This is a genomic window from Sulfurimonas sp. HSL-3221 (assembly GCF_021044585.1).
Taxonomy (GTDB): Bacteria; Campylobacterota; Campylobacteria; order Campylobacterales; family Sulfurimonadaceae; genus Thiomicrolovo; species Thiomicrolovo sulfuroxydans.
In genome coordinates this window covers 435,269-461,325 of record NZ_CP087998.1, presented here as the reverse complement: position 1 = coordinate 461,325, position 26,057 = coordinate 435,269, and the positions used below count along the sequence as shown (strand labels likewise).

Sequence of the window (26,057 nt, the reverse complement as noted above, 5' to 3'; positions counted from 1 at the left end):
GGGTCTCCCCTCCGGCCTTAGGCCATGTTCATCCCGCCGTTGACTTTGAGGGTTTCACCCGTAATATAAGAGGCGCTGTCAGAGAGCAGAAAGGCCGTCGCTTCCGCGACTTCCCGCGCTTCGCCGAAGCGTCCCATCGGGATTTTTGAGGTAAAGTTGGACTTGATATCGTCGCTGAGTTCGTCGGTCATATCGGTGGCGATAAAGCCCGGTGTGACCGTGTTGTAACGCAGCCCGCTCGAAGCCGCTTCGATGGCAAAACTCTTCGTCATGGCGATCAGGCCGCCCTTGGAGGCCGCGTAGTTCGTCTGCCCCGCGTTGCCCGTCTCACCGACGATGGAAGCGATGTTGACAACGGCACCCTGCTTCTTCTTGCGCATCACCTTCATCGCTTCACGGCAGCCGATAAAGGCGGAGGTGAGGTTGGCGTTGATCACGGAAAGAAACTCCTCCGTTTTCATGCGCAGGGCCAGTTTGTCGTTCGTGATCCCCGCGTTGTTAACCAGGTAGCCCAGTTCACCGTCAGTGTCGACGATCGTCTTGATCGCCGCAACATAGGCCGCTTCGTCCGCCACGTCGAAACCGATTGTCTCCGCTTCGCCGCCCGCGGCAATAATCGCCGCTTTGACCGCTTCGGCGGCATCCGCGCCGCTGCGGTAGTTGACCCAGACTTTCAGACCGTAGCCGGCCAGCACTTTCGCGATCTCCGCGCCGATCCCCCGGCTCGATCCCGTTACCAATACGTTTTTACCACTGAATTTCATCTCACTCCTTTTGAATAATTTACTTACATCTACGGAAACTCTGCCGTCATGCATAAGCGCGGTTTACTGCGCGTGCCCCGCAGGAAATACCCTTGGGGTATGGGCTCTCCGCCAAGGAGAACACAGCGTTAGCGTAGGCATCCGGGCTTTTGCTCGGATGCCGTACCCAAACTATAAGAGGCTGTCGTCCATCTCGGCCGGTTTTTCGACGCCCATCAGTTCGAGGACCGTCGGGGCGATGTTGTTGAGGCCGCCGGGGTGGACTTTGTCGACCCCTTCGGCCATGACAAAGGCCCAGACCTTGCCGACGGTATGGTTGGTGAGGACGTTGCCCTCCTCGTCCCACATCTCCTCGCAGTTGCCGTGGTCGGAGGTCAGGACCATCGCATAATCGTCCGCTTTCGCTTTCTCCACGATGCGGCCGAGTTCATGGTCGACGGCTTCGACGGCCTTGATGGCGGCGTCATAGACACCCGTGTGCCCGACCATGTCCCCGTTGGCGAAGTTGACGACGATGAAGTCATACCCTTCGTCCATCGCGGTCATTACGGCATCGCCGACCGCGGGGGCGCTCATCTCGGGCTGCAGGTCGTAGGTCTTGACCTTCGGACTCGGGATAAGCACCCGCGCTTCATTTGCATAGGGCTCGTCGATCCCGCCGTTGAGGAAGAAGGTGACGTGGGCATACTTCTCCGTCTCCGCCGTATGGAACTGGCGAAGCCCACGGTTGCTGATCACCTCCGCGAGGGTGTTTTTCGGCGTCTCTTTCCGGAAGAGGACCGGGTAGGTGAAGCTTTTGTCATACTCCGTCATCGTCGCAAGGTTTGCTACGGCGAAGGGGCGGTCGAACTCGGCGAACGCCGGCGAAGCCAGTGCCGTCGTGATCTCGCGGACGCGGTCGCTGCGGAAATTGGTGATGAGAACGGCATCGCCCGCTTTCATCCCCTCATAGCCGTTGAAGGCCGCCGGCACGATAAACTCGTCCGTCTCTTTCCTGGCGTAGGAGGCTTCGATGTAGGCCGCGGGCGCAAGGTCGCTGGCAGGCTGTGCGGTCACGATAGCGTCGTAGCCGCTCTGGACACGCTCCCAGCGGTTGTCCCGGTCCATCGTATAGAAGCGTCCGCCGATAGTTGCAATGCGCACATTCGTGCTCAGCGCCTCCTGCAGTTTCTCCAGGTAATGCGGTGCGGACGTCGGCGAGACGTCGCGCCCGTCGGTAATGAGGTGGAGCCACACCTTCTTGCCCGCCGCTTCGGCGATCTTTGCCAGCGCGATCGTATGGTCGAGGTGCGAATGGACCCCGCCGTCGCTGAAGAGGCCGACGAGGTGCAGCGTGTCGGAGCTGTCCAGCAGCGCCGTCAAGGCCGGGTTACCCGCCAGGGTGCCCTCGGCGACGGCGAGGGATATCTTGACCAGGTCCTGGTAGAGTACGCGGCCGCTCCCGATGGTCATATGCCCCACTTCCGAGTTCCCCATCTGCCCCTCGGGCAGGCCGACGCTGAGACCGAAGGTGTCGATCAGCGCGTGGGGTACTTCGGCGAAGAGTTTCTCATAGGTCGGCTTTTGGGCATGGTAAAAAGCGTTCGCTTCCGTCCGTTGGCTGTAGCCGACCCCGTCCGTAATTACGAGTACAGTCTTTTGTCCCATAAAAATCCTTCACGAAGGGTCTTCCGAGAGCTGTCGGAACTCCGGAAATCCCCTTAAACATATAATGACGGCAATTATATTAAAATAGCACTTTTTACTCACTTTATCACTACAACCTAGTGAAAACTCTTTATGGACAGATAATGCTTTACTGGTTTTACGAACTTCTGGATATCAACCTGCTGCAATACATTACCGTCCGTGCCGGCGTCGCCTTTTTCCTGGCGCTCTGCATGACCCTTTTCCTGATGCCCCGCTTCATCCGCTGGGCGCAGAAGACCTCCAGCGTCCAGCCCATTAACGACTACGCGCCCGACCGCCACCGCGAGAAAGCGAAGACGCCGACGATGGGGGGTGTCGTCTTTATCGTTTCAACCCTGATCGCGTCGGCGATCACCGTGCGCTACGACAACTTTTTCGCCCTGGGCGGGATGCTCGTGCTCGCGCTCTTTATGCTGATCGGTTTCAAAGACGACTATGCCAAGATCGACAAGCAGCACAACCTGGCGGGCCTCACGGCCCGTGCCAAACTGCTGTTCCAGATCGCCGCGGCCCTTGTAGGCGCCCTTTTCCTGCGTTTCGCGGCGGGACTGGATACGGAACTGTATGTCCCCTTTTACAAGTACCCGCTCTTTGACATGCAGCTTTTCGCCCTCTTTTTCTGGTCCCTCGTCATGGTCGCGGCCTCCAACGCCGTGAACCTCACCGACGGGCTCGACGGCCTGGCGACGGTGCCCTCCGTCTTTGCCCTGATGACCCTGGGCATTTTCGTCTACATTATCGGGCACGCCGGCCTCTCCGCCTACCTGCTGATGCCGAACTTCCCCGTCGGAGAAGCCTCCGTCGTCGCCGCGGCGCTCATCGGTGCGCTTATCGGCTTTCTCTGGTTCAACTCCCACCCGGCCGAGGTCTTTATGGGCGACAGCGGTTCGCTCGCCATCGGCGCCTTTATCGGCTACCTCGGCATCGTCGCCAAGAGCGAGTTCCTGCTGCTGCTCATCGGGTTCATCTTCGTGATCGAGACCGTCTCCGTCATCATCCAGGTCGGCAGCTTCAAACTGCGCAAAAAGCGGGTCTTCCTGATGGCCCCCATCCACCATCACTTCGAGATGAAGAACTGGGCGGAGAACAAGATCATCGTCCGCTTCTGGATCATCGCCATGCTCTCGAACCTCGCCGCGCTCATTACCCTCAAAATCCGCTAAGGCCACCTGATGCAGCAAATCCGCACCTCCCTTTTCGGCTACGGCGTTACGACCCGGGCGATCGCCAAGGCCTTCGGCCCCTGCACCTTCTATGACGACCACGTCCACAAGCCCTTTACCGACGAGGAGGGGAACCGCGTCCGCCCCACGGCGGAGTTCGATCCGCGTTACTCCGACCTGGAAGTCCCTTCGCCGGGTATCCCCCCGGAACATCCGCTGATCAGGAAAGCGGAACACCTCGTCAGCGAGTACGACCTTTTCCTCTCTCCGCTGGCGCGTCTCCCATTCACGCCCGGCGTGAAACCCTTTACCGTCTGGATCACCGGGACCAACGGCAAAACGACCACGACGCAGATGCTCACCCATCTCCTCGCCGACAAGGGGGCACTCTCCGGCGGCAACATCGGCACTCCCCTGGCCGCGCTGGATGCCGCGTCGCCGCTTTGGGTCCTGGAGACGAGCTCGTTTACCCTGCACTACACCCACGAGGCAAAACCGGACCTCTACGTCGTGCTGCCGATCACCCCGGACCACTTGAGCTGGCACGGCAGCGAACAGGCCTACATCGACGACAAACTGAAGCCGTTGGCGCAGATGCGCGAGGGCGAGACCGTCCTGCTGCCGCGCGCCTATGCTGACACCCCGACGGACGCCTTCGTCATCCCCTACGACGATACCGACGATCTCGCCGCTTTTTTCGGTTTCGAGACCGACCATATTCATTTTAAAGGTCCCTTCCTCCTCGACGCCCTGCTGGCGATGGCCGTCGACCGCATTCTTTTCGACCGGATCGACTATGCCAAGATGAACGCCTTTGTCCTCGACCCGCACCGCCAGGAGGAGTTCAGCGACACGCAGAACCGCCTCTGGGTCAACGACACCAAGGCGACCAATATCGATGCGGCCCTGGCCGCCGTCCGGCGCTACGCCGACCGCCCCATCCACCTCATCGTCGGCGGCGACGACAAGGGGGTCGATATGACGCCGCTCTTCGAAGCCCTCGCCGACATCGACGTCACCCTCTATACGATCGGCAGCAACCAGGCCAAGCTCGACGCCCTCAGCGAACGCTTCGGTATCCCCTTTGAGAGCTGCGGCGTCCTGACCGAAGCCGTCAAACGCATCGCCGGCGTGCATACGCAGCAGAGCGTCGCCCTGCTCTCCCCCGCCTGCGCGAGCCTGGACCAGTTTCCCTCCTACGCCGTGCGCGGTAACACGTTTAAAGAAGCCGTCGCCGATTTAAGCTAGGCTTCAATATGCCGTTGCTATAATTTCGGCCTCTTAAATGAATGGCCTGTTAGCTCAGTCGGTAGAGCAAGGGATTGAAAATCCCTGTGTCCTTGGTTCGATTCCGAGACAGGCCACCACGAAACAACATTTTCCCCACACACATTTATCACTATAAGAACAATCACCGCCTGTTTATATTTTTTGCTTTTCCTTTGCCTGTCATGCCCCCTTCGCAAACCCTCCCAGAAAAATTTTAGCTTGCACTAAACCTAATATGTTATCGTAGGGCCTATCAGTTGTCGGAGGGTGCCGCCAAGAAGCCGGTCATCACTCCGCCCCCCGTATTTTTCATCTGTACGGGGCCAATCCACACCAGCATGAAGGACCTGCCGATGCCCATTCCCTCCGAACTGTTCGAAGAGACAAAAGCCGTCGCCCGCCGGTGGCAGGAGGAGATCTCGCACCATATCGGGAAGGAGGAGCAACGTCTGCATACGATGATGCAGCGCATGCTGAAAAACCCAATTAACAAGATCTTCCTCATCGAGCTGCTTGACCAGAGCTTCCGTTCCAAGAACCCCGACCGGGTCGCCGACCAGCTCGAGTACATCTTCGAAAAATACAAAAGTACGGATTTCTTCAGCCACTTCGAGCAGATCCTCGTCTGGCTCTTCCGCGACGTCGGCATCTACGTCAGCTCCCTTTCCGTCCCGATGTTCATCAACTACCTGCGCAACGACATCAGCGCTATCGTCATCCAGGGGGAGGACCCCGTCCTTTCCAAGCATATGAAAGCGCGCCGCTCAGAGGGAACGCGGGTCAACATCAACGTCATCGGGGAGGTCGTCCACAGCGAGGCCGAAGCGGAACGCCGGGTTGAAAAATATATCGCGCTGCTTGAGAACCCGGATATCGACTACCTTTCGCTCAAGATCTCCAACATGTTCTCGCAGATCCTGCCCCTCGCCCACGACAACAACGTAACACATGTCTCCTCCCGGCTGGAGCGGGTCTACCGCGCGGCCATCGCCAACCCCTGCCGCGACGGGGAGGGAAAGACGCAGCCCAAGTTCGTCAACCTCGATATGGAGGAGTACCGCGATGTCCGTATCACCATCGACGCCTTCAAAAAAGTCCTCTCCCAGGAGGAGTTCGCGCAGCTGCATGCCGGCATCGTCGTCCAGGCCTACCTCCCCGATGCCCTCACCTCTATCCGTGAACTGGCCGCCTGGGCCAAAGCCCGCGTCGACGCCGGGGGCGCGCCGATCAAGATCCGCATCGTCAAGGGGGCCAACCAGGAGATGGAGCTGACCGAGGCATCGCTTCGCGGCTGGCCCAACGTCACCTACGCCCACAAGGCGGAATCGGACGCCAACTACAAAAAAGCGATGGACTACCTGCTCGACCCCGCCGTCGCCCCCTACGTGCATACCGGCGTCGCCTCGCACAACCTCTTCGACCATGCCCTGGCGATGCTGCTGGCGAAGGCGCGCGGGGTTGAACGCTATGTCACCGCCGAGATGCTCGAGGGGATGAGCGAAGCGGCCTACCGCCTTCTCAAAGCCGAGGGGCGCAACGTCATCCTCTACGCCCCGACGGCGACGAAGGAGACCTTTACCAACGCCATCGCCTACCTCGTGCGCCGCTTTGATGAGAACACCGCCGAGCAGAACTTCCTGCGCCACAGTTTCGGGCTCAGGGTGGACACACCGGAGTGGGAGCAGCTCGTCAAGACCTTCGACGATGCCGTCGCCCTTATCCCCACGGTGTCCGAAGCGCCCAACCGCACCCAGGACCGTACCCGGCCGGTCGTAAGAACCGATATCGATCCCGCCCTCTACCATTTCGAGAACGAGCCCGATACGGATTTCATCCTTCCCGCCAACCGCGCCTGGGCGGAAGCGCTCCGCGACAAATGGCAGCATATCGGCGAGCGCGAGGGGGGCTACAACGCCTACCCCGTTGTCGGCGGGAAGGTCGTGAAGCGCGACGAAACGGTCACGGTCATCGACAAGTCCCAGTACCATGAGAACAAACACGCCGGCGCCTACGTCGAAGCGACCCCCGAAGATATGAAAAGTGCCATTACCACGGCCCAAGCCGACCCCGACGGCTGGCGGGAACTGACGCCCCACGCGCGCCAAAAGATCATGATGGAGGTCGCCCACGCGATCCGAGTTGCCCGGGGCGACCTCATCGGCATCGCCGCGGCGGAGGTGGGCAAAGTCTTTACCGAAACCGACGTGGAGGTGAGCGAGGCGATCGACTTCGTCAACTTCTACCCCTACAGTGTCACCAAGCTGGCGGGGCTGACGGGAGTAGAGGCCAAAGGCAAAGGGGTCGGTCTCGTCATCAGCCCCTGGAACTTTCCCGTCGCCATCCCGACCGGCGGCATCGCCGCGGCCCTCGCGGCGGGCAACACGGTGATCCTCAAACCCGCCGAAGCCTCCATCCTCACCGCCTACCGGCTCTGCCAATGCTTCTGGGATGCGGGGGTCAGCATGAACACCCTGCAGTTCATCCCGGGACGCGGAGCAGTAGTCGGGAAGCATATGATCCCCAACGACGCGATCGATTTCACGATCTTCACCGGCGGCGAAGAGACGGCCTACCGCATCATCAAGGCCCGTCCCGACATCCACCTGAGTGCTGAGACGGGAGGCAAGGACGCTACCATCGTCACGGCGATGGCGGACAGAGACCAGGCAATCGGCCACGTCATGGCCTCGGCCTTTCACAACTCCGGGCAGAAGTGCTCGGCGACCTCGCTGCTTGTGCTGGAAAAAGAGCTCTACGACGACGAAGAGTACAAACGGCAGCTCAAAGAGGCGGCGGAGTCGATGCAGACGGGTTCCGTCTGGGATTTCGGCAACCGCGTCGGTACCCTCGTCGACCGCCCAGCGGGCAAACTGGCACAGGCCCTCGAAGCCCTGGACGAAGGAGAGGAGTGGCTGCTCTCACCCGACTACGCCGACCGGGGCAACCCCTATATGCTGAAACCCTCCATCCGCTGGGGAACCGCGTCGGGGGATTTCTGCCATATGAACGAGCTTTTCGGCCCCGTACTCAGCGTGATGCGCGCCGAGGACCTCGAAGACGCCATCAAGATCGTCAACGCCACCGGCTACGGCCTCACCTCCGGGCTGGAGTCCCTCGACCGCCGCGAACAAGAGCAGTGGAAAGCGGCGCTGCTCGCGGGGAACCTCTACATCAACCGCGGCACAACCGGGGCGATCGTGCTGCGGCAGCCCTTCGGCGGGATGCGCAAATCGGCCATCGGCAGCGGCAGGAAAGCGGGCGGCTTCAACTACGTCAGCCAGTTTATGGATATCACCTACCGTGAAACCAACCTCTACGAGTCCTGTTCCACCCCCTTCACCGACCGGATGCGGGTGATGCTCCAGCGCGATACGGTCTTTCACGACGAGTGCGAGAAGGCCCTGCGCCACCTCTGCCACTTCGCGCACTGGCACGAGACCGAGTTTATGAAACCCCACGACTACGCCCATATCCGCGGGGAGTCCAACGTTATCCGCTACCTGCCGGTCGCGAGCGTCCTCCTGCGCCTCGAGGAGGGGGAGAGTCTCGAGGAGTCACTCGCCACGATCATGGCCGTCAGGATGGTCGGTGCACGGCTGCACATCTCCCTGCCCGAACACTCCCGGCAGCCGGAGTTCCTCTGGCTCGAATCGAAGCAGGCGAGCCTGCTCGGGGAGCACGATGCCATCACCCGCGACAGCGAGGCGGTGTTCATCGACCGGATCCCCCATTACAAACGGGTCCGTTTCCTCCGCCCGGAGATCGTCTCCCCGGCCCTCTTCGACGCCGTGGCCGACCGGGCCGTCTACATCGCCAAGGAAGCATTCGTCGCCCACGGGCGGATCGAACTGATGCACTACTTCATCGAACAGAGCATCTCCAACAGCTACCACCGCTACGGCAACCTCGGCATTGCCGGCCTGCACCCGGATGAGGAGGTATAAATGCAGACACCCGTACTGATCTCGTTCGGCCTTTACATGCTCGTGATGGTGGCCATCGGCCTCTATTTCTACTTTAAAACCGCGGACCTCGGCGACTACGTGCTCGGCGGGCGGGGTCTCGGTCCCGGCGTGACGGCGCTGAGCGCGGGGGCCTCGGATATGAGCGGCTGGCTGCTGCTCGGGCTGCCCGGTATGATGTACAGCGACGGGATCGCCGGCAGCTGGATCGCCGTCGGTCTGCTCATCGGCGCCTACCTGAACTGGCACTACGTCGCCCGGCCGCTGCGCATCATGACCCACCGCCTTGACGATGCGATCACGATCCCCGACTACTTCGCCAACCGTTTCGGCGATGCCAAGGGCCATCTGCGCGTCATCACGGCCCTCGTCATCCTGCTCTTCTATACCCTCTACACCTCCTCGGGCCTCGTCGGCGGGGCAAAGCTCTTTGAAGCGACCTTCCACCTCGACTACGCCGTCGCCCTCGCCGTCGGCAGCATCATCATCGTCTCCTACACCTTCCTGGGCGGCTACAACGCCGTCAGCTGGACCGACTTCATCCAGGGAATCCTGATGATGCTCGCCCTTATCATCACGCCCGCGGTCGTCATCACCCACCTCGGCGGCCTCTCCGCCGCCCTGGACCTCATCGAGTCGATCGACCCGACACACCTCGACATCGTCCACGGCACCGGCGTCATCGGCATCCTCTCCCTGATGGCCTGGGGGCTGGGCTACTTCGGGCAGCCCCACATCCTCGTGCGCTTCATGTCGATCCGCAGCGAGGACGAGATGCACCACGCCAAGGCGATCGGCATGGGCTGGATGGGCCTCTCCATTGTCGGCTCCCTGGCCGTCGGCTTCTTCGGCCTCGCCTACGTCGTCTCGTCGGGAACAGACCTCGCCGACCCCGAAAAGATCTTTATCACCCTCTCGCAGCTGCTCTTCGACCCCTGGATCGCCGGCTTCCTCCTTGCCGCCATCCTCGCGGCCATCATGAGCACGATCGATTCGCAGCTGCTGGTCTCCTCGTCGGTCCTGACGCGGGACATCTACCACGCCACCTTGCGCAAAAACGCAACCGACAGGGAGCTGGTCTGGGTCGGACGGGCCACGGTCATCGCGATCGCCCTGATCGCCTGGTACCTCTCCACGGACAAAAATTCCAGCGTCCTCTCCCTCGTCGCCTATGCCTGGGCCGGCTTCGGGGCGGCCTTCGGACCGCTGATCATCCTCTCCCTCTACCGGCGCGACATTACCAAAGGCGGGGCGATTGCCGGCATGGTGACAGGCGCTCTCACGGTCATTGTCTGGAAACAGCTCGAAGGCGGTCTTTTTGACCTCTACGAACTGCTGCCGGGATTTGTGGCCGGTTGGATGGCCATCAGGCTCGTTTCACCGGTAACGTCCCCAGTCCCCGAATCGATCTTGCACCGCGTTGAAGAGACAAGCGGCGATTTCAGACGCAAAAAAGGGAAGGTGTGAGCAAACGTATCGTCATCAAAGTCGGCAGCGCCGTCCTCACCGAGGGCAACCGGATCGCCAGGGAGCGTATCCTCGCCCTCGTACAGATGATCGCCGACATCCGCGGGCAGTACGATGTCATCCTCGTCACATCGGGAGCGGTGGCGGCCGGTTACTGCGCGCTGAAACTCGACAAGCGCGAACGGGTCGGCAAAAAAGCCCTGGCGGCCGCCGGTCAGCCCATTTTGATGAGCAGCTACAAAAAAGAGTTCGACACCTACCATATCGATACGGCGCAGATCCTTCTGACGGAGGACGACTTCGATTCGCGCAAACGCACGGCGATGTTCCAGGAGATCATCAACGCGCACCTGGCCAATGACATCCTCCCCATCATCAACGAAAACGACATCACCTCCACCCCCGAGCAGCTCTTCGGGGACAACGACCAGCTCTCCGCCCATGTCACCTATGCGACGGATTCCGATCTGCTCGTGATCCTCAGCGACATCCACGGCTACTACGACAAAAACCCCCGCGAACATGAGGACGCGAAACGCCACCGTGTGCTCCACGCCGTCCCGCCGGAGGCACTGCAGGCTGAATCCACGCCCAACGACCCCTTTGCCACCGGCGGGATCGTCACCAAGCTGATGGCGGCGGACTTCCTGCTGCGGCGTGGGAAACGGATGTTCCTCTGCAACGGCTTCGAACTCTCCACGGCGGTCCAGTTCCTGATCCACGGCGAACAGACGCTGGGGACGCTCTTTGAACCGCGGCCGCAGGCGGCAGGTTAATCCAGCAGCCCCAGCAACCCTTCGATCGTGCCGATACGGTGGGTCGCGTTTGAGAAGTCGTGCTGCGCCGTAAAGGCGTTCTCGACGATGACGCACTCAATCCCCGCGCTCACCGCCGAACGCAGCCCCCGCTGCGAATCCTCGACGACAACAGCTTCATGCTTTGCACCGCCGAGCAGTTCCAGCCCTTTCAGATAGGGGTCGGGATAGGGTTTCGCACGGGCATATTCGCCGCTGCAGAGGACGAACTCCATGCTGTGCGTGATCCCTCTGCCCGCATGGATCAGTTCAAAATCCTCCCGCCGCGCCGAGGTGACGATGCCCATCCGGTAGCGCTCCTTGAGGGCGTCAAGCACCTCGTGCACCCCGGGAATGGCGATCTCCTCCGTCTGCAGGTAGTGCTGGTAGAGATCGTTGCGTCTGCTGCGGGCCGCTTCGACCGTTTCCGTATCGTACCCCGCCTCCTCCGCGAGCAGAAAGGCGCTTTGGCCGTTGATCATGATCTCGCGGTAACGCGCCTCTTCAAGGGTGATGCCCATGGTTTTCAGAATTTCGACGTTGGCCCGGAAGTACCACGCCTCGGTCTCGACGAGGACGCCGTCGTTATCGAAGAGAATGTACTTTTTGCCTCGCACGTCAGAGGGTCTCGATATCGACGATCTCGATGCGGTCGCACCCTTTCTTCAAAAGCTTTTTGGCTTTCGCGTCCTCTTCTGCGAGGGTCAGCGCATCCATAAAACTCTCTTTGGGGATGGTCACCGTCTGGAGCGCCTTTTTGTTCTTGATCGTCAGCGCGCCGGGGTCCGTCACCACGGCCTCGATATCCCTTTTTCCCTTGGCATAGGCATTTTTGATCGCCCGTGCAACCGCTTCGTTCTGGAGCAGATCCGCCAACGTAACACTAATCTCCAGATCCCCGTCGCAGAGTACAATATACTTAATCATCATTTCACCCGTCATTGCAGTTCCTTTTTCAGGGCATAGCTAAAACCCATGCGTGGGATTTGGATATGCCTTTGTGAAACCATACCATAAACGGCCGGGTCGGGTTGAAAAGCGGGTTGGTATGTCAGACGAGTTTGCAGATAATGCTGCCGATCTCCGCGCCGATGGAGCGGGAGACGACGTTGCATTTGACTTTGAGCAGATAGACGAGGTCGCCGCGCGGCGAGGGGGAGAGGCATTCGTAGTTGCCCATCCCCTTGGTGAGCACGACGTCGCTCTCGTCAAAAAGGCGCCGCGCCTCCTCCGACGCGCGCTCGTAGACGAAGCCCGGGGTGTCGACGCCGCTGTCGACAAGGGTAGCGACCTCCGCCAGGCCGTCCGCCATCGCCTCGTCGAAGGTGACGTCGTTGATAATCGGCTTGCCGCGGGTCATGTAGGTGATCGCGAGCTGCGGGTAAAGCGCGGCAACGGCTTCGATCGCCAGGGCGTCAAAGAGGTGCTCGCCGGCGTTGTCACCGATATAGAGCAGCGTCTTCGCACCGGAAAGGCGCTGCCGCAACGCATCGACGTCGTCGTGGGCAAAGTGGGTATGGAAGAGCTTGTCGATTTCCGTGTCGAGGTCGAAGCTCACCTCGGCGGCCAGGTCGATGACGTTCCCGGCAACGGCGACTTTGACGGCCGTCAGAAAGGGATCGTCAGCCTTGGCGATCTGTTCGCGCAGGAAAGGGATGAAGGTTTTCGCTTTTTCGGAGGAGTGGCGCTTGACCTCATCGTAGAGGTCCTTTTTCCCGGCGAGCACGGCCAGATGTTCGTAGACTTCCCGGGCGACTTCCGGCGGCGACTTGGCAAAATCGAACGCGTTCGACATTGCCAAAACGTCTTTCCGGATCTTCTCGCGGAGAGCGTCATCAGCCCCGATCGCATCCGCCACCCGCTGCGTCTGCCCGATAATACATTCGACACAGGCATTTTCGATTTTCATCTAAATCACTTTCCTTGGTTTACGACGCTGCCGATGTAGCCTAGCGGAATTCCGCAGGAACGAGGACACAGCAGCGTTCAGGGACACATCGCTACGCGAGCGGTACCCTTGTTTTGTGCTTCAGCGCCACAGCGGCTGAGCGTAGCCGTCAGGGACTTGTTCCTGACGGCGTTCAATTACAACTTGGTCTCGATCTCGAGGGAGTCCATCTCGACTTTTTTCGCCTTGGCTACGCGGTCTTCCTGGAGCTTGATGCGCAGGTCTTCGCTCTCCAGCGCCATGATCTGCATTGCGAGGTACGCCGAGTTGATCGCACCCGCTTTGCCGATGGCGACGGTCGCGACCGGCATGCCCGCCGGCATCTGAACGGTGGAGAGCAGCGCGTCGATCCCGCTCAGCGCCGAGGCGCTCATCGGCACGCCGATGATCGGCTTGACCGTTTTGGAGGCCAGGACGCCAGCGAGGTGCGCCGCCATGCCCGCCGCGGCAATGAAAACCTGGGCCCCCTTGGCTTCCGCTTCAAGAATGTACTCTTTGGTACGTTCCGGCGAACGGTGCGCCGAGGAGATGATGAGTTCATACTGTACCCCGAAGGTTTCCAGCGTATCCGCACACGATTTCATGACGTCATAGTCACTCTTGGATCCGATAATGATTGAAACGAATTTCATTTCATGCCCCTGTATTTTGATGCGGAATTATAGCGAATTCACGGCTGGCGTTAGCGGCGCCGCTAGACGGGCGGTGACTGGTCGATCCCGTCGGCGGGGATGCGGAGGAAGCTGTATTGGGGCAGTGTGCCCGGGAGGGCGATGGGGTTGACGTTGCCGCTGTGCACCGCATCCCACTCCCGTCCGTTTTCCGCCACGAGCTTATTGAAACGGACATACCAGCGTCCGTCGCGCTCAAAAATCGACCCGTACTCGTTCTCGTAGGGAGAGAGCACCGCATCCCATGGCGCGACGATCTCCGCCTCGTCGCCGGGGCGGGTCGTATACTTGCAGAGGAAGTGCCCGCCGTCTTCGGTGACCATGCCGCTCACCTGGTGGGTCCCCATCTGCATCGTAAAATCGAGGCTCTGGGTGTCGTGCTTCTCAAAAGGGCGGTTGACGAGGTAGGCGTCGGTAAAGCCGCGGTTCTGCATCGTGTTCAGCTCCTCCTGGTAGCGTTCGCTCGGTTCCAGGCCCGCATAGTAGTCGTCGATGGCCATGCGATACGCCTTGGCGGTGATGGCGGCATAGTAGCTCGCCTTCGTGCGTCCCTCGATCTTCAGCGAGTCGACCGCACCGGCATCGAGGATCTCCTTGATGTGCGAAGCGAGGTTGAGGTCTTTCGAGTTCATAATGTAGGTGCCGATGCCCGGGTCCTCTTCCAGCCGGAACAGTGTTCCCGTCTCCGGGTTCGCGGCGTAGAGTTCATAGGGGAAGCGGCAGTCGTTGGCGCAGCTGCCGCGGTTGGGGACCCGGCCGCTCTGCACGGTCGAGATAAGGCAGCGGCCGCTGTAGGCGAAACACATCGAGCCGTGGACGAACACTTCGAGTTCGAGGTCCGGCAGCTCCGCTTTGATCTGTTTGAGGTCTTTGAGCGAGATCTCCCGGGCAGCGATGATACGGCGCGCGCCCATCTCGTAGTAGACCTTCGCATCGAGCACGTTCATGACGTTGGCCTGGGTGGAGAGATGCAGCGGGATCTGTGGGGCGAGTTTATGCGCCAGCTGCAGGACGCCCGGTGTCGCGACGATGAAAGCGTCCGGTTCCAACGCCGCCATCGCGAGAATGTGTTTCTCCAGCAGATTCAGCTGGGAGTTGAAGGGGAAACCGTTGATGGTCGCGTAGACCTTTCTGCCGCGCGCATGGGCGTAGTCGATCCCCTCTTTGAAGCTCTCCATCGTAAATTCTTTGCCCGAACGGATCCGCAGGGAAAAGTGGCTGACGCCGCCGTAGACGGCATCGGCCCCGAAGTCGATCGCGATCTTCAGTTTCTCCAGGTTGCCCGCCGGGGAGAGTAGTTCAACTTTATGCATTCTTTTTTCTTTGAATCTTTTTGCGTATTTTACCCGACCTTCTTGGTTCTCAGCCTATAATACACAATTAATATGGGAATCAAGCTATGAAAATCGACCTGCACAACCACACCTCGCTCTGCAACCACGCCGAAGGCTCGGTGGACGAATACGTCGCCGCGGCTCTCGCCGCGGGTATCGACGTTTTCGGTTTTTCCGACCACGCGCCGATGGATTTCGACCCCAAATACCGTATGAAGTTCGAAGAGATGGAACAGTACCACGGGATGGTCATGGACGCGAGGACGAAGTATGAGGGGAAGATCGACATTCTCTTCGGCTACGAGGTCGATTACCTCGAGGGCCATATGGACACGCGTGTTCTGAATGCCGATGTCGACTACCTGATCGGTTCCGTGCACTTCCTGGACGAGTGGGGGTTCGACAATCCCGAATTTATCGGACAGTACGAGCATGAGGATATCGACGTCATCTGGGAGCGCTATTTCGGGCAGGTCGAAGCGATGGCCAAAAGCGGCCTCTTCGATATCGTCGGCCACCTCGACCTTATCAAGGTGTTCAAGTTCATGCCCAAACGCGACATCGTCTCCATCGCGGCCCCGGCCCTCGATGCCGTCGCCGCGGCGGGGATGACGATGGAGATCAACGTGGCGGGCTACCGCAAGCCCGTGGCCGAAGCCTACCCCTCCCCGGAGCTGCTGCGAGCCGCCTTCGAACGCGGCATCCCCGTCACCTTCGGCTCCGATGCCCACACGCCGGGGCAGATCGGCCTGTTCAGAGATGAGGCAGAGGCCCTCGCCCGTGAAACGGGGTATACGGAGTGTGTATATTTCCGTAACAGAAAGCCCTACAGCGTTGCACTGTAACAGCGCATTCCCTCCCCATTCCCCTACAAAAAGCGACAAATTGACTAATTTTTAATCACACCTCGTTCGCTAGCGTAAAGGACATTCGGCTATACTTACCGCAAACTTTCACAACAGGAGAAATCAATGGGAAAATTCGTTAACAGCATTGACGAGTTCTTTAAATACTGTGAAGAGAACGACGTCCAGTTTGTCGACCTCCGTTTCACAGACATCAAAGGCGCATGGCACCACCTCACGTACCGCATGAGCGCCGTCAATGAAGGCAACCTGACAAACGGATTCCCGTTCGACGGCTCTTCCATCGAAGCATGGCAGCCGATCAACCGCTCCGACATGCTCCTCAAAGCGGACGTGCCGACGGCTTTCCTCGACCCGTTCACTGCAGATCCGACCATTATCGTCTTCTGTGACGTTTATGACATCTACAAAGGTGAGATGTACGAAAAATGCCCGCGTTCCATCGCGAAAAAAGCGCTCAAACACGCTGAAGAGCTCGGTATCGCCGATGCAGCATATTTCGGTCCTGAAAACGAATTCTTCATCTTCGACGAAGTCCACTTTGTCGACTCCATCAACGAAGCTGGCTACCGCATCGATACCGAAGAGGGTGAGTGGAACTCCAACACCCGTTTCGAAGAGACCTACAACACTGGTCACCGCCCGGGCACAAAAGGCGGTTACTTCCCGGTAGCGCCGACTGACTCCATGGTCGACCTGCGTGCGGAAATGATGATGGTCCTCGAGCAAGTTGGTCTCGAAGTCGTCCTGGGTCACCACGAAGTTGCCCAGGGCCAAGGCGAGATCGGTGTCGTCTTCTCCGACATCATCGGTGCCGCTGACAACGTCCAGAAATACAAATACGTCGTCAAAATGGTCGCACACCTCAACGGTAAAACGGCAACCTTCATGCCGAAACCGCTTTTCGGCGACAACGGTAACGGTATGCACACACACCAGTCCCTGTGGAAAGACGGCAAGAACCTCTTCTACAAAGAGGGTAACTACGGTAACCTCTCCGAAATGGCGCTCAACTACGTCGGCGGTATCTTCAAGCACGCGAAAGCGGTTGCGGCGTTCACCAACGCCTCTACCAACTCCTACAAGCGTCTGATCCCGGGCTTCGAAGCGCCGAGCATCCTGACCTTCTCCAGCCAGAACCGCTCCGCTTCCTGCCGTATCCCGTACGGTGCGGGCGAAAAAGCGACGCGTATCGAAATGCGCTTCCCGGACTCTACAGCATGTCCGTACCTTGCCTTTGCCGTTATGATGATGGCCGGCCTCGACGGTATCAAAAGCAAAGAAGTTCCGGTCGGTCCGATGGACGAAGACCTCTTCGAACTGACACTGGACGAAATCCGCGAAAAAGGTATCCCGCAGATGCCGCATACCCTCCGCGAAGCGCTGGAAGCCCTTATCGCTGACAACGAGTTCCTCAAGCCGGTCTTTACGGATGAGTTCATCACGACGTACCAGCACTACAAATTCGAACGCGACGTATGGCCGGACGAAGGCCGCCCGACTGCCTACGAATTCAAAAGCACTTACATGTGCTAATCACATACCCCCTGTTACGGGGGTAAACCCCTCTTGTTTTTTTCCGCTAAAATCAGCCCCCCTTTATCCTAGTTTCGCTATAAATAAATCATATATTCTAAACATTATTTAATGCAAAGACAGGAACGAGTGAAAGCGCCAAAGACCCAAACACTTATCGAAGACATCCTTGCCCTCTCAACACAGTGTGACAATGGGTTGCGCGAGAAGATCGAACTCCTGATTGCAAGCTACACGACCGAAGGTACCACGCGCGAGCAGATGCTGGAGTCACGGGTCCTTGAAGAGATCGATAAACGCCTGGAGCGCGAAAAAGTACTGCAGAACCAGGCGAAGATGGCGGCCATGGGCGAAATGATGGACGCCGTCGCCCACCAGTGGAAACAGCCGCTGAATGCGCTCAGCATGTACGGTGACCTGCTGAAGATGGATTTTGAAGCTGGGGACGTCACCCTGGAATACGTCGAAAAGTTCGTCGAGGACATCCAGGAGCAGATCACACACATGGTCTCGACGCTGAGCGAGTTCCGCACCTTCTTCCGCCCCGACAAAGAGAGCGGCCCCTTCGGGCTCAAACGCTGTACCCAGTCGGTCCTGCTGCTCGTGCACGACGAGATGCTCCGCAACAACATCGCCGTCAGCGTCGAAGAGGGCCGCGAGATCATCGTCAGCGGGATCGAGAACGAGTTCAAGCACCTGCTGCTCAACCTGCTCGCCAACGCCAAAGACGCCTTCATCGAGCGCGAAAGCAGCGTGCGGGAGATTCAGATCCGCTTCTACAAAAAAGGCGGACATATCTACATCGAGGTCGAGGACAGCGCCGGCGGGATCGATCCGGAACTGTTCGAAGAGATCTTCAAACCGAACTTCACGACCAAGCGCGACGACAAGGGCACGGGTATCGGGCTCTATATGAGCACCCAGATCGCCCAGAAGATGCAGGGCTCGCTGACCGTCGAAAACGGGAAGCGCGGCGCCATCTTCCGCCTGGAGCTCCCCCTCCCCTGACCCCCGAAAACTTTACGACCGCCTGAACAAGCGCACCCCTGTGCTGCCGTGAACCCGAACCCGCCGACAGTTTTGCTATAATTGCGCACGATTTCTAGCAGGAGATCGACTATTTTAGTTCAAGGAGGAGCATATGAAAAATGCTCAAAGCGGTAAATACCGCCCATACCCCAAGATTGATTTGCCACAACGCCAGTGGCCGGACAACACCATCGACAAAGCGCCCCTGTGGTGCAGCGTCGACCTGCGCGACGGCAACCAGGCGCTGGTGACTCCGATGAATCTGGATCAAAAACTTGAACTCTTCGACCTCCTGCTCAAACTCGGATTCAAACATATCGAGGTGGGTTTCCCCTCCGCGTCCAAGGTCGAATTCGACTTTTTGCGTACCCTGGTCGAGCGAGGGCTGATCCCGGGCGACGTCACCATCCAAGTACTCGTCCAGGCGCGTGAGCATCTGATCGACAAAACTTTCGAGGCGCTCCAGGGCGTCAAAAAGGCGATCGTGCACCTGTACAACTCGACGTCAACGGCCCAGCGCAAGATCGTCTTCAAAAAAGAGCAGGACGACATCACCGCCCTCGCACTCGAAGGCGTCGACATGGTCAAGAGCCGTGCGGCGTCATTTGACGGCGAGATCACCCTGGAGTATTCGCCGGAAAGCTTTACCGGGACCGAAATGGAGTTCGCCGCACAGATCTGTAACGCCGTGACGGCACGCTGGGGCATCAGCGCGGAGCGCCCGGTCATCATCAACCTCCCGGCAACGGTAGAGATGGCGACGCCGAACATCTATGCCGACCAGATCGAGTGGATGAGCCGTCATCTGGACAACCGAGAGCACATTCTCATCTCGACGCATACGCACAACGACCGCGGCACCTCCGTCGCGGCGACCGAGCTGGCACTGCTGGCGGGGGCGGACCGTGTCGAGGGAACCCTGCTCAGCAACGGCGAACGGACCGGGAACGTCGATATCATCACCCTGGCGCTGAACATGTACACCCAGGGAGTAGACCCCGGGCTCGATTTCGGCGACGTCAACACCGTCGTCGACGTCGTCGAGCGCTGTACCGACATCGAGACGCATGTCCGCCACCCCTATGTGGGCGAACTGGTCTATACGGCCTTTTCCGGCTCCCACCAGGATGCCATTAACAAAGGGCTGGCCTACCAGCGCGCAAAAAGCGAACCGTTCTGGGAGGTGCCCTACCTGCCGATCGACCCCGCCGACGTCGGCCGGACGTACGAGAGTATCATCCGCATCAATTCGCAGTCGGGCAAAGGGGGCGTCGCCTACATCCTCGAGGACAAATTCGGCTACCAGCTCCCCAAAAAGATGCACCCCGAGATCGGGCGTATCGTTCAGGGGGTCACGGACGCCGAGGGGCGCGAACTGACGGCGGAAGAGATCCTGGGCATTTTCGAAAAGACCTATTTCGAGGTGCCGCAGTACATTGAATTCGTGGATATGGCCGTCAACTCGGAGACGTCAAAAAGCGGGATCGTGACGGTCAAACTGACCTACCGGTTTGAGGGTGAGGAGATCACGAGCACGGGTCAGGGCAACGGGCCTATTGACGCCTGCCGCAAAGCGCTCGGCGAAAAGTTCCCGCACGCCTTCGTGCTGCGTTCGTACTCAGAGCACTCCTGCGGGGAGCAGTCGTCGGCCAAGGCCGTGGCCTACATCGAGATCGAAACGGAAGATTTCGGCGCGTTCTTCGGCGTCGGCCGCGACAACGACATCACCATCGCCGGGGTCATGGCGATGTTCAGCGCGCTGAACCGGGCATATCATTCATAAGAACGCGATACGGAGCCAAGCCCCGTACCGCTACGCTCGGCCGCTGTGGCACATGTAGCGAAGCGGAATTCCGCAGCAACGCGAGGACAAAAGTACAACGCTGCTCCCGGCAGCGTCATCATCATGCATCAAATGCAACGCCCCTTATCCCTACACCACTCTTCCCACTCGACAATCTATTTTTTTCACTCTAACCGCTACGTTGCTTGTTGTCATAAAGCCTAGAAACTGATGGCGGCGGTGATCTCCGGGTAGCCGCGGCGGATCGTATCGCCGTTGCTGCGGCTGTACCACTCCTCGGCCCAGCCCACCGACAGGTAGGCGCGTCCTTCGGCGTAGGCGATCCCTGCCCGGGCCCCTAGGGTCTCGTAATCGTCATAATGGCCGCTGATGAAAGTGTGCCGGTAAAAAACACCGGCATAAGGACGGAAGGTAGGCGAGAGGGGGATATAATAGGTCACCGGCAGGTCAACCTCGTTCATCGTCGGCGTGCCGCCGAACCAGCCACGGTAGCCGACGCCGACGGAGAGGCCGTTAAAGGCGAAGTAGTTCGCGCTGACCCCCACGATCGTGTAGGTGCTGTCAAAGCCGCTGCCGCTACCCACGGTCAGCGCCACGCTCTTTGTTCCGGCGTCAAAGACCCCCGCATGGAGCAGAAGTGCCGTCGCCGTGATGCCAAAGGTTATCTTTGTCATACGCTCTCCTTTGGGCCATTGTAGCACAGGCGGCTAGAAGAGCAGACCGTCCTCCGCTTCGGAAGGCATCTTCTCCACCGGCGGCGGCGACGCCTTGGTAAAGAACTCCTCTGCCCCGTTACGCTCGACCTTCGTCACCCCTTCGGGCATCACGAATTTGCGCGGGACCTGCGGGAAGAGATGCAGGAGCTGGGTGTAAAATTTCCGAAACGCCGGGGCCGCCGCCCGGCCCCCCGTCTCCCGTTTGGGCAGCGGGGTATTGTCGTCGTTTCCGAACCAGACCACCGTCTCCACGCTCGGAGAGTAACCGGCGAACCAGGCGTCGATGGAGTTGTTCGTTGTCCCGGTCTTGCCCGCCGTTTCGATACCGCCGACCGCGGAGGCGCGGCCGGTACCCCGCAGCACGACGTCGCGAAGGATCGTCGTCATCAAGAAGGCCTGGGCCGGGCTCGTCACCTCACGCTGCTTCGGCTCGGCATCGTAATGCGTCCCCCGTTTGTCAATGCTCGTAATAAGGTAGGGATCGCTCTGCACCCCGCCAGCGGCAAAGGAGCTGTATGCGCCGGCCAGTTCGACCGGCGAAAGGGTGATGCTGCCCAGGGCCAGGGAGAGGTCCTTAGGCAACCCTGCAAACTGGTAGCGGGCGAGTTCGCGGTAGATGCGTGAGAGCCCGATATCCGTCACCAGGTTGATCGTCGCAAGGTTACGTGAATGCACTAGCGCTTCGCGCAAAGTGATCAGCCCTTTATAATCGCGTTCATAGTTCTTGGGCTGCCACTTCTTCTCGCTCCCTTCCGTTTCATAATCATAGGTCCGGGCGATATCAACCAGCTCCGTTGCCGGCGAATAGCCCAGATCCAGCGCGACCTGATAGATGAAAGGTTTGAACGCGGACCCCGGCTGGCGGCGGGCCTGCGTCGCCCGGTTGAACGCGCTCTTGGTGTAATCCACACCGCCGACGAGCGCGAGGATCTCCCCCGTCGTGGGCTCGATGCTGACCAGCGCGCCGTTGAGCTCTCCGAACTGGCTGGCGTTGGCATCTTCGTCCTTTTTCATCGCCCGCTCGAGAATGCCGTCATAGGCGTATGAGAGGGCCTCACGTCCCGCCTCCTGCAGCCGCAGGTCCACGGTCGTGTTGATCGTATAGCCGCCCGTCCGGATATCGGGGTAAAGCACCGCCGCCCGCCGCAGGACCTCGTCCGTGACGTAGGGTGCGCGGTTCTGCGTCAGGGTCTCGTCAAAGACCCCCGGGCGCTCCTGCAGCGCCGTGTTGTAGCTCTCGTCGTCCACCCACCCCAGCGCATGCATCCGTGAGATCACCCGGTTCGCCCGTCCAAGGGAAAGCTCGTAGTTGCGTGTCGGCGCGTAAAAGGAGGGGGCCTTGGGAAGGCCGACGAGTATCGCGGTCTCTTTGAGCGTCAGGCGGTTCAGCGGCTTGTGAAAATACCCCTCTGCCGCCGTTTTGATCCCGTAGTAGCCGTGACCGAGGTAGATGGCGTTGAGGTAGCGCTCCAGGATCTCCTCTTTGCTCAGTTCCGTTTCGAGTTTCAGCGAGAAGATAAGCTCTTTGAGCTTGCGCGAAAACTTCTTCTCCCGCGTCAAGAGGGTGTTCTTGACCAGCTGTTGGGTAATCGTACTCGCACCTTCGACAAGCTTCCCTGCCTTGATGTCCTTGATGATCGCACGGAAGATCGCATCGACATTGACGCCGCGGTGTTCGAAAAAGGTCGTATCTTCAATGGCCAGCAGGGCTTCGATCACCAGCGGCGGGATCTCGTCAAAGGTGACGTAGGCGCGGTTCTGCTTATCGAAAATATTGGCGATCTTCTCGCCGTTCCGGTCATAAATGTACGTTGTCATCGGCGGGTTGTACTGGACCAACTTCCGGGTCTCGTGACCGTACTGCGCCACAAAGTAACCGATGAAAAGGATAAGGGCGACCACACCGGCCAGGCCTCCCCACAGCAGAATTTTTTTCACGTTCTATACTCCCTCCCGGCGAAACTAGATTCAATCAGTGTGCGTGTATATGCATGTTCGGGCGACGCCATCACCTGCGCCATCGCCCCCTGCTCCACCACGCTGCCCTCGCGGATGACGCACACCTCGTCGCACAGCGCACGCGCCGAGACGATATCGTGGGTCACAAAGAGCATCTGGAAGCCCATCTGTGTCTGCAGCTCCCGCAGCAGCGCGATAATAACGCGGCGTGTCTCGGGGTCAAGGGCCGTCGTCGGCTCATCGAGCAGGAGCAGTTTGGGTGCGTGCGACAGGGCGATGGCGATCACGGCCCGCTGCAGCTGCCCGCCCGAGAGCTCCGGCGGGAAACGCTCGAGCAGCGCCGCATCCAGACCGACCCGCGTCATCAGCGCCGCCGCTTCCGCCGGCGGAACCCCGTCGAAATGGCCGCCGACCCTGGTCAGCGGCGAGAGGGCGGTAAAGGGGTTTTGGGGTACGAAGGCGACGGTGTCGCCGCGGCGGAGCTCAAAGGGGGCATCCATCTCTATGGTCGACGTCATCGCGGGCGGGAGCATTCCCAGCAGCGCCTTGAGCGTCAAGCTCTTTCCGCTGCCGCTCTGTCCCACCAGGGCCAGCGCGCTCTCGATGCCAAAGGCGATATCCACCAGCGTACCGCCGTCATATTCGATCCGCAAACGTTTAATCTGAATCATCGCGCCTATTTTACCCAACGGGCGATAATCTCGCAACCGCGCCGCAGGCTCCCCTCTTCGACTCCGAGCCGACCGATCAGCCGGATGATCGCCCGCTCCACCGTCGGCTGCCGGATGGCGCCGACGAGCATCCCCTCCGCCAGCAGCGCCGCCTGGATCGCCATCACCTTCCGGTTGTCGCCGACGGGGACGGCCGCGATAAGACCCTCCGCCGCGGTGCCGAGGAGCCCGTTCATCATCGCGCGACGCGCCTCGATCTGTGCCCTCAGCTCCTCGGCATTCTCCAAGATATAGTTCAGCGACGCATGCGCCAGTGCCGTGTCAAAGAGCGACGGCGCCGTGGCGTAAATGACGGGCTTTGCGCGGTTGACGAGGTAATCCGCGATATGGCTTGACGAAAGCACGTAGGCCCCAAAGCTGCCGTACGCTTTGCCCAGGGTCCCCATCTTGATGTGGTTGGGTTTCGGTGGAATCCCGTAGAGATCGAATACGCCCAGCAGCCGCGAACCGACCACCCCGCTGCTGTGCGCCTCGTCAATGATCAGCAGGGCGTCGTAACGCTCCGCGAGCGCAAAGATCTCCCGCGCCATCAGATCCCCATCCATGGAGTAGATCCCCTCGACGGCGATGATGCGCCGGCGGGCGGCGGAGGCGGCAAGCTTCTCCTCCAGCTCCCGGACGTCGTTGTGGCCGAAAAGCGATACCTTCCCCTCGACGAGTTTCGAAGCGAGCACCCCGCTGGCATGGTATTTCTCATCCATAAAGAGCTCGTCGCCCCGGCGCACGAGGGCCTCGATCATCGCCAGGTTCGCGTTGAATCCGCTCCCCATCACGATGCCCGATTCAAAGCCGTTTGCATCGCAGAGCGCCGCTTCGAATTCCCGGTGAACGGCATGGTAGCCGTTGACAAGCATCGACGCCTTGGGGGCGTGTACCTTCTCCCCGCTCAGCCGCGCGACGGCCGCATTAAAGAGTTCCGGTTTTTCCGCCAGCCCCAGGTAGTCGTTCGAGGCGAGATCCGTGATCGCCGGATCGAACACCCGGCGTTCGCGGTAGCGCCCCGAACGTTTCAGGGCGGAAAGCTCGTTGTCGTAATACTTCATCGCTGTGCGGGGAGTTTTTTGATAAAGGCGTTGATCGCGTCGATGCGCGACTGGTCCGAGGGGTGCGTCGAGAGGAACTCCGGTGATTTCTTCCCACCCGAGGCCGCCTGCATCCGTTCCCAGAACCTGACAGCCTGGTGCGGATCGAATCCCGCTTTCCACATCAGGTAGATGCCGATCTGATCCGCCTCCGATTCATGTTTGCGGCTGTAGGGAAGCAGAACGCCCAGCTGGGTGGAGAGACCGTAGGCCTGGTTGTACAGTCCCTGGTACTGCGCGGGGATCTCCAGGGCGGCGCCGAGCAGCTGCGCCCCGGCATTGCTGACCATCTGCATCGACATCCGTTCCGCCCCGTGGCGCGCGAGGGCGTGGGCGATCTCGTGGCCCATGACCGTTGCGATCTGGTCGTCGTTCTCCGTCAGCTTGAGCAGTCCCGTATAGAAATAGACCTTCCCGCCGGGAAGGCAGAAGGCGTTAAGGGTGTCGGACTCGATGACGTTGAACTCCCACTGGAAATCGTCCCTTCCGCTGACCGCGGCGATCCGTTCCCCGATGCGGCGGACCCGCGCCACCTGCGCACTGTTTGTGGAGAGTTTGGCACTCTTTTTGAGCTTCTCCGATTCGCTGAGCCCCAGCGCGACCTCCTGCTCGTTGGAGATCAGAATGAGTTGGGAACGCCCCGTCACAGGGGTTTTCGCACAGCCGGCGATCATCAGCATGAGCATCACTGCGGTAGCAAGTCGTTTCATACGCCCTCCAGGAATGGTTTGAGGGCCTCGACGTTGAGCCCCATCGCGGTACTTTCATTGCCGCGGACGCTGCGGATGTAGGGTTTGCAGAACCCTTCGACCATGCAGCCCCCCGCCTTGCCGCGCCACTCCCCGGAGGCAAGATAGCGCTCCAGGTCCTCGGGGTCGAAGGGGGCGAAGAGGTAATCCGTCGCGGAGATGTCAATGAGCTTCAGACGGGGGGAGTGGTAGATCATGCAGGTGATGATGGAGGTAACGCTGCCGCTCTGCGTCATCAGGATATTGCGGGCATCATCGAGACAGCGCGCCTTCCGCAGGATTTGTCCCTGCGACGTCACGACGGAATCGGCAACGAGGAGCGGATGCCCCTCGATGCCGAAGGTCCGCATTCCTGCCTCATACTTCCCTACCGTCGCCTGGTAGACGAAATTTTTCGGCGAAGCGGCGACGATCTGCTCCTCGTCATAGTCCATCGGGGTCTGGATAAAGTCGATCCCGGCCTGCTCTAACAGCAGGGCCCGGCTTTGCGAGGCGGAGGCGAGGCGGAGGGGAGCGGCCATGAC

22 protein-coding genes and 1 tRNA gene are annotated in these 26,057 nt (G+C 59.9%); 10 read left to right on the top strand and 13 right to left on the bottom strand.

Annotated features, from left to right (window positions below; translation table 11 throughout):
* Positions 1-17 precede the first annotated feature (17 nt).
* Positions 18-764, bottom strand: a complete 747-nt coding sequence (fabG, locus tag LOH54_RS02300; protein WP_231020180.1) for a 3-oxoacyl-ACP reductase FabG — start codon at positions 762-764, stop codon at positions 18-20.
* Between the two features lie 171 nt (positions 765-935).
* Positions 936-2,411: a 2,3-bisphosphoglycerate-independent phosphoglycerate mutase gene (gene gpmI / locus LOH54_RS02295; protein WP_231020179.1), complete on the bottom strand. Its 1,476-nt coding sequence runs from the start codon at positions 2,409-2,411 to the stop codon at positions 936-938.
* Positions 2,412-2,554: 143 nt separating this feature from the next.
* On the opposite strand from gpmI, the gene mraY reads away from it, so the two are divergent.
* The 6 genes from mraY to proB all read left to right on the top strand — a co-directional run bounded on the left by mraY (position 2,555) and on the right by proB (position 11,090).
* Entirely contained in the window at positions 2,555-3,616 is a 1,062-nt protein-coding gene (mraY, locus tag LOH54_RS02290) for a phospho-N-acetylmuramoyl-pentapeptide-transferase (RefSeq protein ID WP_231020178.1), read from the top strand.
* Between the two features lie 18 nt (positions 3,617-3,634).
* Positions 3,635-4,864 (top strand): UDP-N-acetylmuramoyl-L-alanine--D-glutamate ligase, encoded by a 1,230-nt coding sequence (gene murD / locus LOH54_RS02285; RefSeq protein ID WP_231021211.1) that lies wholly within the window; start codon positions 3,635-3,637, stop codon positions 4,862-4,864.
* 43 nt (positions 4,865-4,907) lie between these two features.
* Positions 4,908-4,983 (top strand) — tRNA-Phe (locus tag LOH54_RS02280).
* Between the two features lie 159 nt (positions 4,984-5,142).
* On the top strand, positions 5,143-8,829 hold the full coding sequence (locus tag LOH54_RS02275) for a proline dehydrogenase family protein (protein ID WP_231020177.1): 3,687 nt from the start codon (positions 5,143-5,145) through the stop codon (positions 8,827-8,829).
* Positions 8,830-10,314 carry a sodium/proline symporter PutP gene (gene putP / locus LOH54_RS02270; RefSeq protein WP_231020176.1) on the top strand — a complete coding sequence of 495 codons (1,485 nt, stop codon included), beginning with the start codon at positions 8,830-8,832 and terminating at the stop codon, positions 10,312-10,314.
* The gene (gene proB, locus LOH54_RS02265; RefSeq protein WP_231020175.1) at positions 10,311-11,090 is read left to right on the top strand and encodes a glutamate 5-kinase; all 780 of its coding nucleotides are present in this window, start codon (positions 10,311-10,313) and stop codon (positions 11,088-11,090) included. Before putP ends, proB begins: the two co-directional genes overlap by 4 nt.
* Here the strand turns inward: proB and LOH54_RS02260 are convergent.
* The 5 genes from LOH54_RS02260 to LOH54_RS02240 all read right to left on the bottom strand — a co-directional run bounded on the left by LOH54_RS02260 (position 11,087) and on the right by LOH54_RS02240 (position 15,040).
* Entirely contained in the window at positions 11,087-11,725 is a 639-nt protein-coding gene (locus LOH54_RS02260) for an HAD family hydrolase (RefSeq protein WP_231020174.1), read from the bottom strand. The two genes, proB and LOH54_RS02260, sit on opposite strands and share 4 nt — an antisense overlap.
* A 1-nt stretch (position 11,726) precedes the next feature.
* Positions 11,727-12,035 (bottom strand): hypothetical protein, encoded by a 309-nt coding sequence (locus LOH54_RS02255; protein ID WP_231020173.1) that lies wholly within the window; start codon positions 12,033-12,035, stop codon positions 11,727-11,729.
* A gap of 124 nt (positions 12,036-12,159) precedes the next feature.
* The gene (locus tag LOH54_RS02250) at positions 12,160-13,017 is read right to left on the bottom strand and encodes a damage-control phosphatase ARMT1 family protein (RefSeq protein WP_231020172.1); all 858 of its coding nucleotides are present in this window, start codon (positions 13,015-13,017) and stop codon (positions 12,160-12,162) included.
* Between the two features lie 176 nt (positions 13,018-13,193).
* Positions 13,194-13,688, bottom strand: a complete 495-nt coding sequence (purE, locus tag LOH54_RS02245) for a 5-(carboxyamino)imidazole ribonucleotide mutase (RefSeq protein ID WP_231020171.1) — start codon at positions 13,686-13,688, stop codon at positions 13,194-13,196.
* Between the two features lie 62 nt (positions 13,689-13,750).
* Entirely contained in the window at positions 13,751-15,040 is a 1,290-nt protein-coding gene (locus tag LOH54_RS02240) for a peptidase U32 family protein (RefSeq protein WP_231020170.1), read from the bottom strand.
* Between the two features lie 86 nt (positions 15,041-15,126).
* Here LOH54_RS02240 and LOH54_RS02235 point away from each other — a divergent pair, with 86 nt between their 5' ends.
* The 4 genes from LOH54_RS02235 to leuA all read left to right on the top strand — a co-directional run bounded on the left by LOH54_RS02235 (position 15,127) and on the right by leuA (position 20,275).
* Positions 15,127-15,906 (top strand): histidinol-phosphatase HisJ family protein, encoded by a 780-nt coding sequence (locus LOH54_RS02235; protein WP_231020168.1) that lies wholly within the window; start codon positions 15,127-15,129, stop codon positions 15,904-15,906.
* Between the two features lie 126 nt (positions 15,907-16,032).
* Positions 16,033-17,463, top strand: coding sequence for a type I glutamate--ammonia ligase (gene glnA, locus LOH54_RS02230; protein WP_231020167.1), 1,431 nt, complete (start codon positions 16,033-16,035; stop codon positions 17,461-17,463).
* A gap of 111 nt (positions 17,464-17,574) precedes the next feature.
* On the top strand, positions 17,575-18,471 hold the full coding sequence (locus tag LOH54_RS02225; RefSeq protein ID WP_231020165.1) for a sensor histidine kinase: 897 nt from the start codon (positions 17,575-17,577) through the stop codon (positions 18,469-18,471).
* 133 nt (positions 18,472-18,604) lie between these two features.
* Positions 18,605-20,275 (top strand): 2-isopropylmalate synthase, encoded by a 1,671-nt coding sequence (gene leuA / locus LOH54_RS02220; RefSeq protein ID WP_231020163.1) that lies wholly within the window; start codon positions 18,605-18,607, stop codon positions 20,273-20,275.
* 221 nt (positions 20,276-20,496) lie between these two features.
* Here the strand turns inward: leuA and LOH54_RS02215 are convergent, their stop codons facing one another.
* The 6 genes from LOH54_RS02215 to maf are packed head-to-tail and all read right to left on the bottom strand — an operon-like array spanning position 20,497 to position 26,054.
* A complete protein-coding gene (locus LOH54_RS02215; protein WP_231020161.1) occupies positions 20,497-20,970 on the bottom strand; it encodes a hypothetical protein in 474 nt (157 codons plus the stop codon).
* A 33-nt stretch (positions 20,971-21,003) separates the two neighbouring features.
* Positions 21,004-22,950, bottom strand: coding sequence for a penicillin-binding protein 1A (locus LOH54_RS02210; protein ID WP_231020159.1), 1,947 nt, complete (start codon positions 22,948-22,950; stop codon positions 21,004-21,006).
* The gene (locus tag LOH54_RS02205) at positions 22,947-23,642 is read right to left on the bottom strand and encodes an ATP-binding cassette domain-containing protein (protein WP_231020157.1); all 696 of its coding nucleotides are present in this window, start codon (positions 23,640-23,642) and stop codon (positions 22,947-22,949) included. The genes LOH54_RS02210 and LOH54_RS02205 overlap by 4 nt, the downstream gene beginning before the upstream one ends.
* A 5-nt stretch (positions 23,643-23,647) precedes the next feature.
* Positions 23,648-24,745 (bottom strand): aminotransferase class I/II-fold pyridoxal phosphate-dependent enzyme, encoded by a 1,098-nt coding sequence (locus tag LOH54_RS02200; protein ID WP_231020155.1) that lies wholly within the window; start codon positions 24,743-24,745, stop codon positions 23,648-23,650.
* Complete coding sequence (locus LOH54_RS02195) at positions 24,742-25,494, bottom strand: M48 family metallopeptidase (protein WP_231020154.1); 753 nt, start codon at positions 25,492-25,494, stop codon at positions 24,742-24,744. The genes LOH54_RS02200 and LOH54_RS02195 overlap by 4 nt, the downstream gene beginning before the upstream one ends.
* Positions 25,491-26,054 (bottom strand): septum formation inhibitor Maf, encoded by a 564-nt coding sequence (gene maf / locus LOH54_RS02190; RefSeq protein WP_231020152.1) that lies wholly within the window; start codon positions 26,052-26,054, stop codon positions 25,491-25,493. The genes LOH54_RS02195 and maf overlap by 4 nt, the downstream gene beginning before the upstream one ends.
* Between the last annotated feature and the right edge of the window lie 3 nt (positions 26,055-26,057).

Bases quoted from the DNA above. Each gene is read 5' to 3' on its own strand.
- fabG (WP_231020180.1), bottom strand. From the start codon at position 764: ATGAAATTCAGTGGTAAAAACGTATTGGTAACGGGATCGAGCCGGGGG.
- gpmI (WP_231020179.1), bottom strand. From the start codon at position 2,411: ATGGGACAAAAGACTGTACTCGTAATTACGGACGGGGTCGGCTACAGC.
- mraY (WP_231020178.1), top strand. From the start codon at position 2,555: ATGCTTTACTGGTTTTACGAACTTCTGGATATCAACCTGCTGCAATAC.
- putP (WP_231020176.1), top strand. From the start codon at position 8,830: ATGCAGACACCCGTACTGATCTCGTTCGGCCTTTACATGCTCGTGATG.
- LOH54_RS02255 (WP_231020173.1), bottom strand. From the start codon at position 12,035: ATGATTAAGTATATTGTACTCTGCGACGGGGATCTGGAGATTAGTGTT.
- LOH54_RS02250 (WP_231020172.1), bottom strand. From the start codon at position 13,017: ATGAAAATCGAAAATGCCTGTGTCGAATGTATTATCGGGCAGACGCAG.
- purE (WP_231020171.1), bottom strand. From the start codon at position 13,688: ATGAAATTCGTTTCAATCATTATCGGATCCAAGAGTGACTATGACGTC.
- LOH54_RS02240 (WP_231020170.1), bottom strand. From the start codon at position 15,040: ATGCATAAAGTTGAACTACTCTCCCCGGCGGGCAACCTGGAGAAACTG.
- LOH54_RS02235 (WP_231020168.1), top strand. From the start codon at position 15,127: ATGAAAATCGACCTGCACAACCACACCTCGCTCTGCAACCACGCCGAA.
- glnA (WP_231020167.1), top strand. From the start codon at position 16,033: ATGGGAAAATTCGTTAACAGCATTGACGAGTTCTTTAAATACTGTGAA.
- LOH54_RS02225 (WP_231020165.1), top strand. From the start codon at position 17,575: ATGCAAAGACAGGAACGAGTGAAAGCGCCAAAGACCCAAACACTTATC.
- leuA (WP_231020163.1), top strand. From the start codon at position 18,605: ATGAAAAATGCTCAAAGCGGTAAATACCGCCCATACCCCAAGATTGAT.
- LOH54_RS02215 (WP_231020161.1), bottom strand. From the start codon at position 20,970: ATGACAAAGATAACCTTTGGCATCACGGCGACGGCACTTCTGCTCCAT.
- LOH54_RS02205 (WP_231020157.1), bottom strand. From the start codon at position 23,642: ATGATTCAGATTAAACGTTTGCGGATCGAATATGACGGCGGTACGCTG.
- LOH54_RS02200 (WP_231020155.1), bottom strand. From the start codon at position 24,745: ATGAAGTATTACGACAACGAGCTTTCCGCCCTGAAACGTTCGGGGCGC.
- LOH54_RS02195 (WP_231020154.1), bottom strand. From the start codon at position 25,494: ATGAAACGACTTGCTACCGCAGTGATGCTCATGCTGATGATCGCCGGC.
- maf (WP_231020152.1), bottom strand. From the start codon at position 26,054: ATGGCCGCTCCCCTCCGCCTCGCCTCCGCCTCGCAAAGCCGGGCCCTG.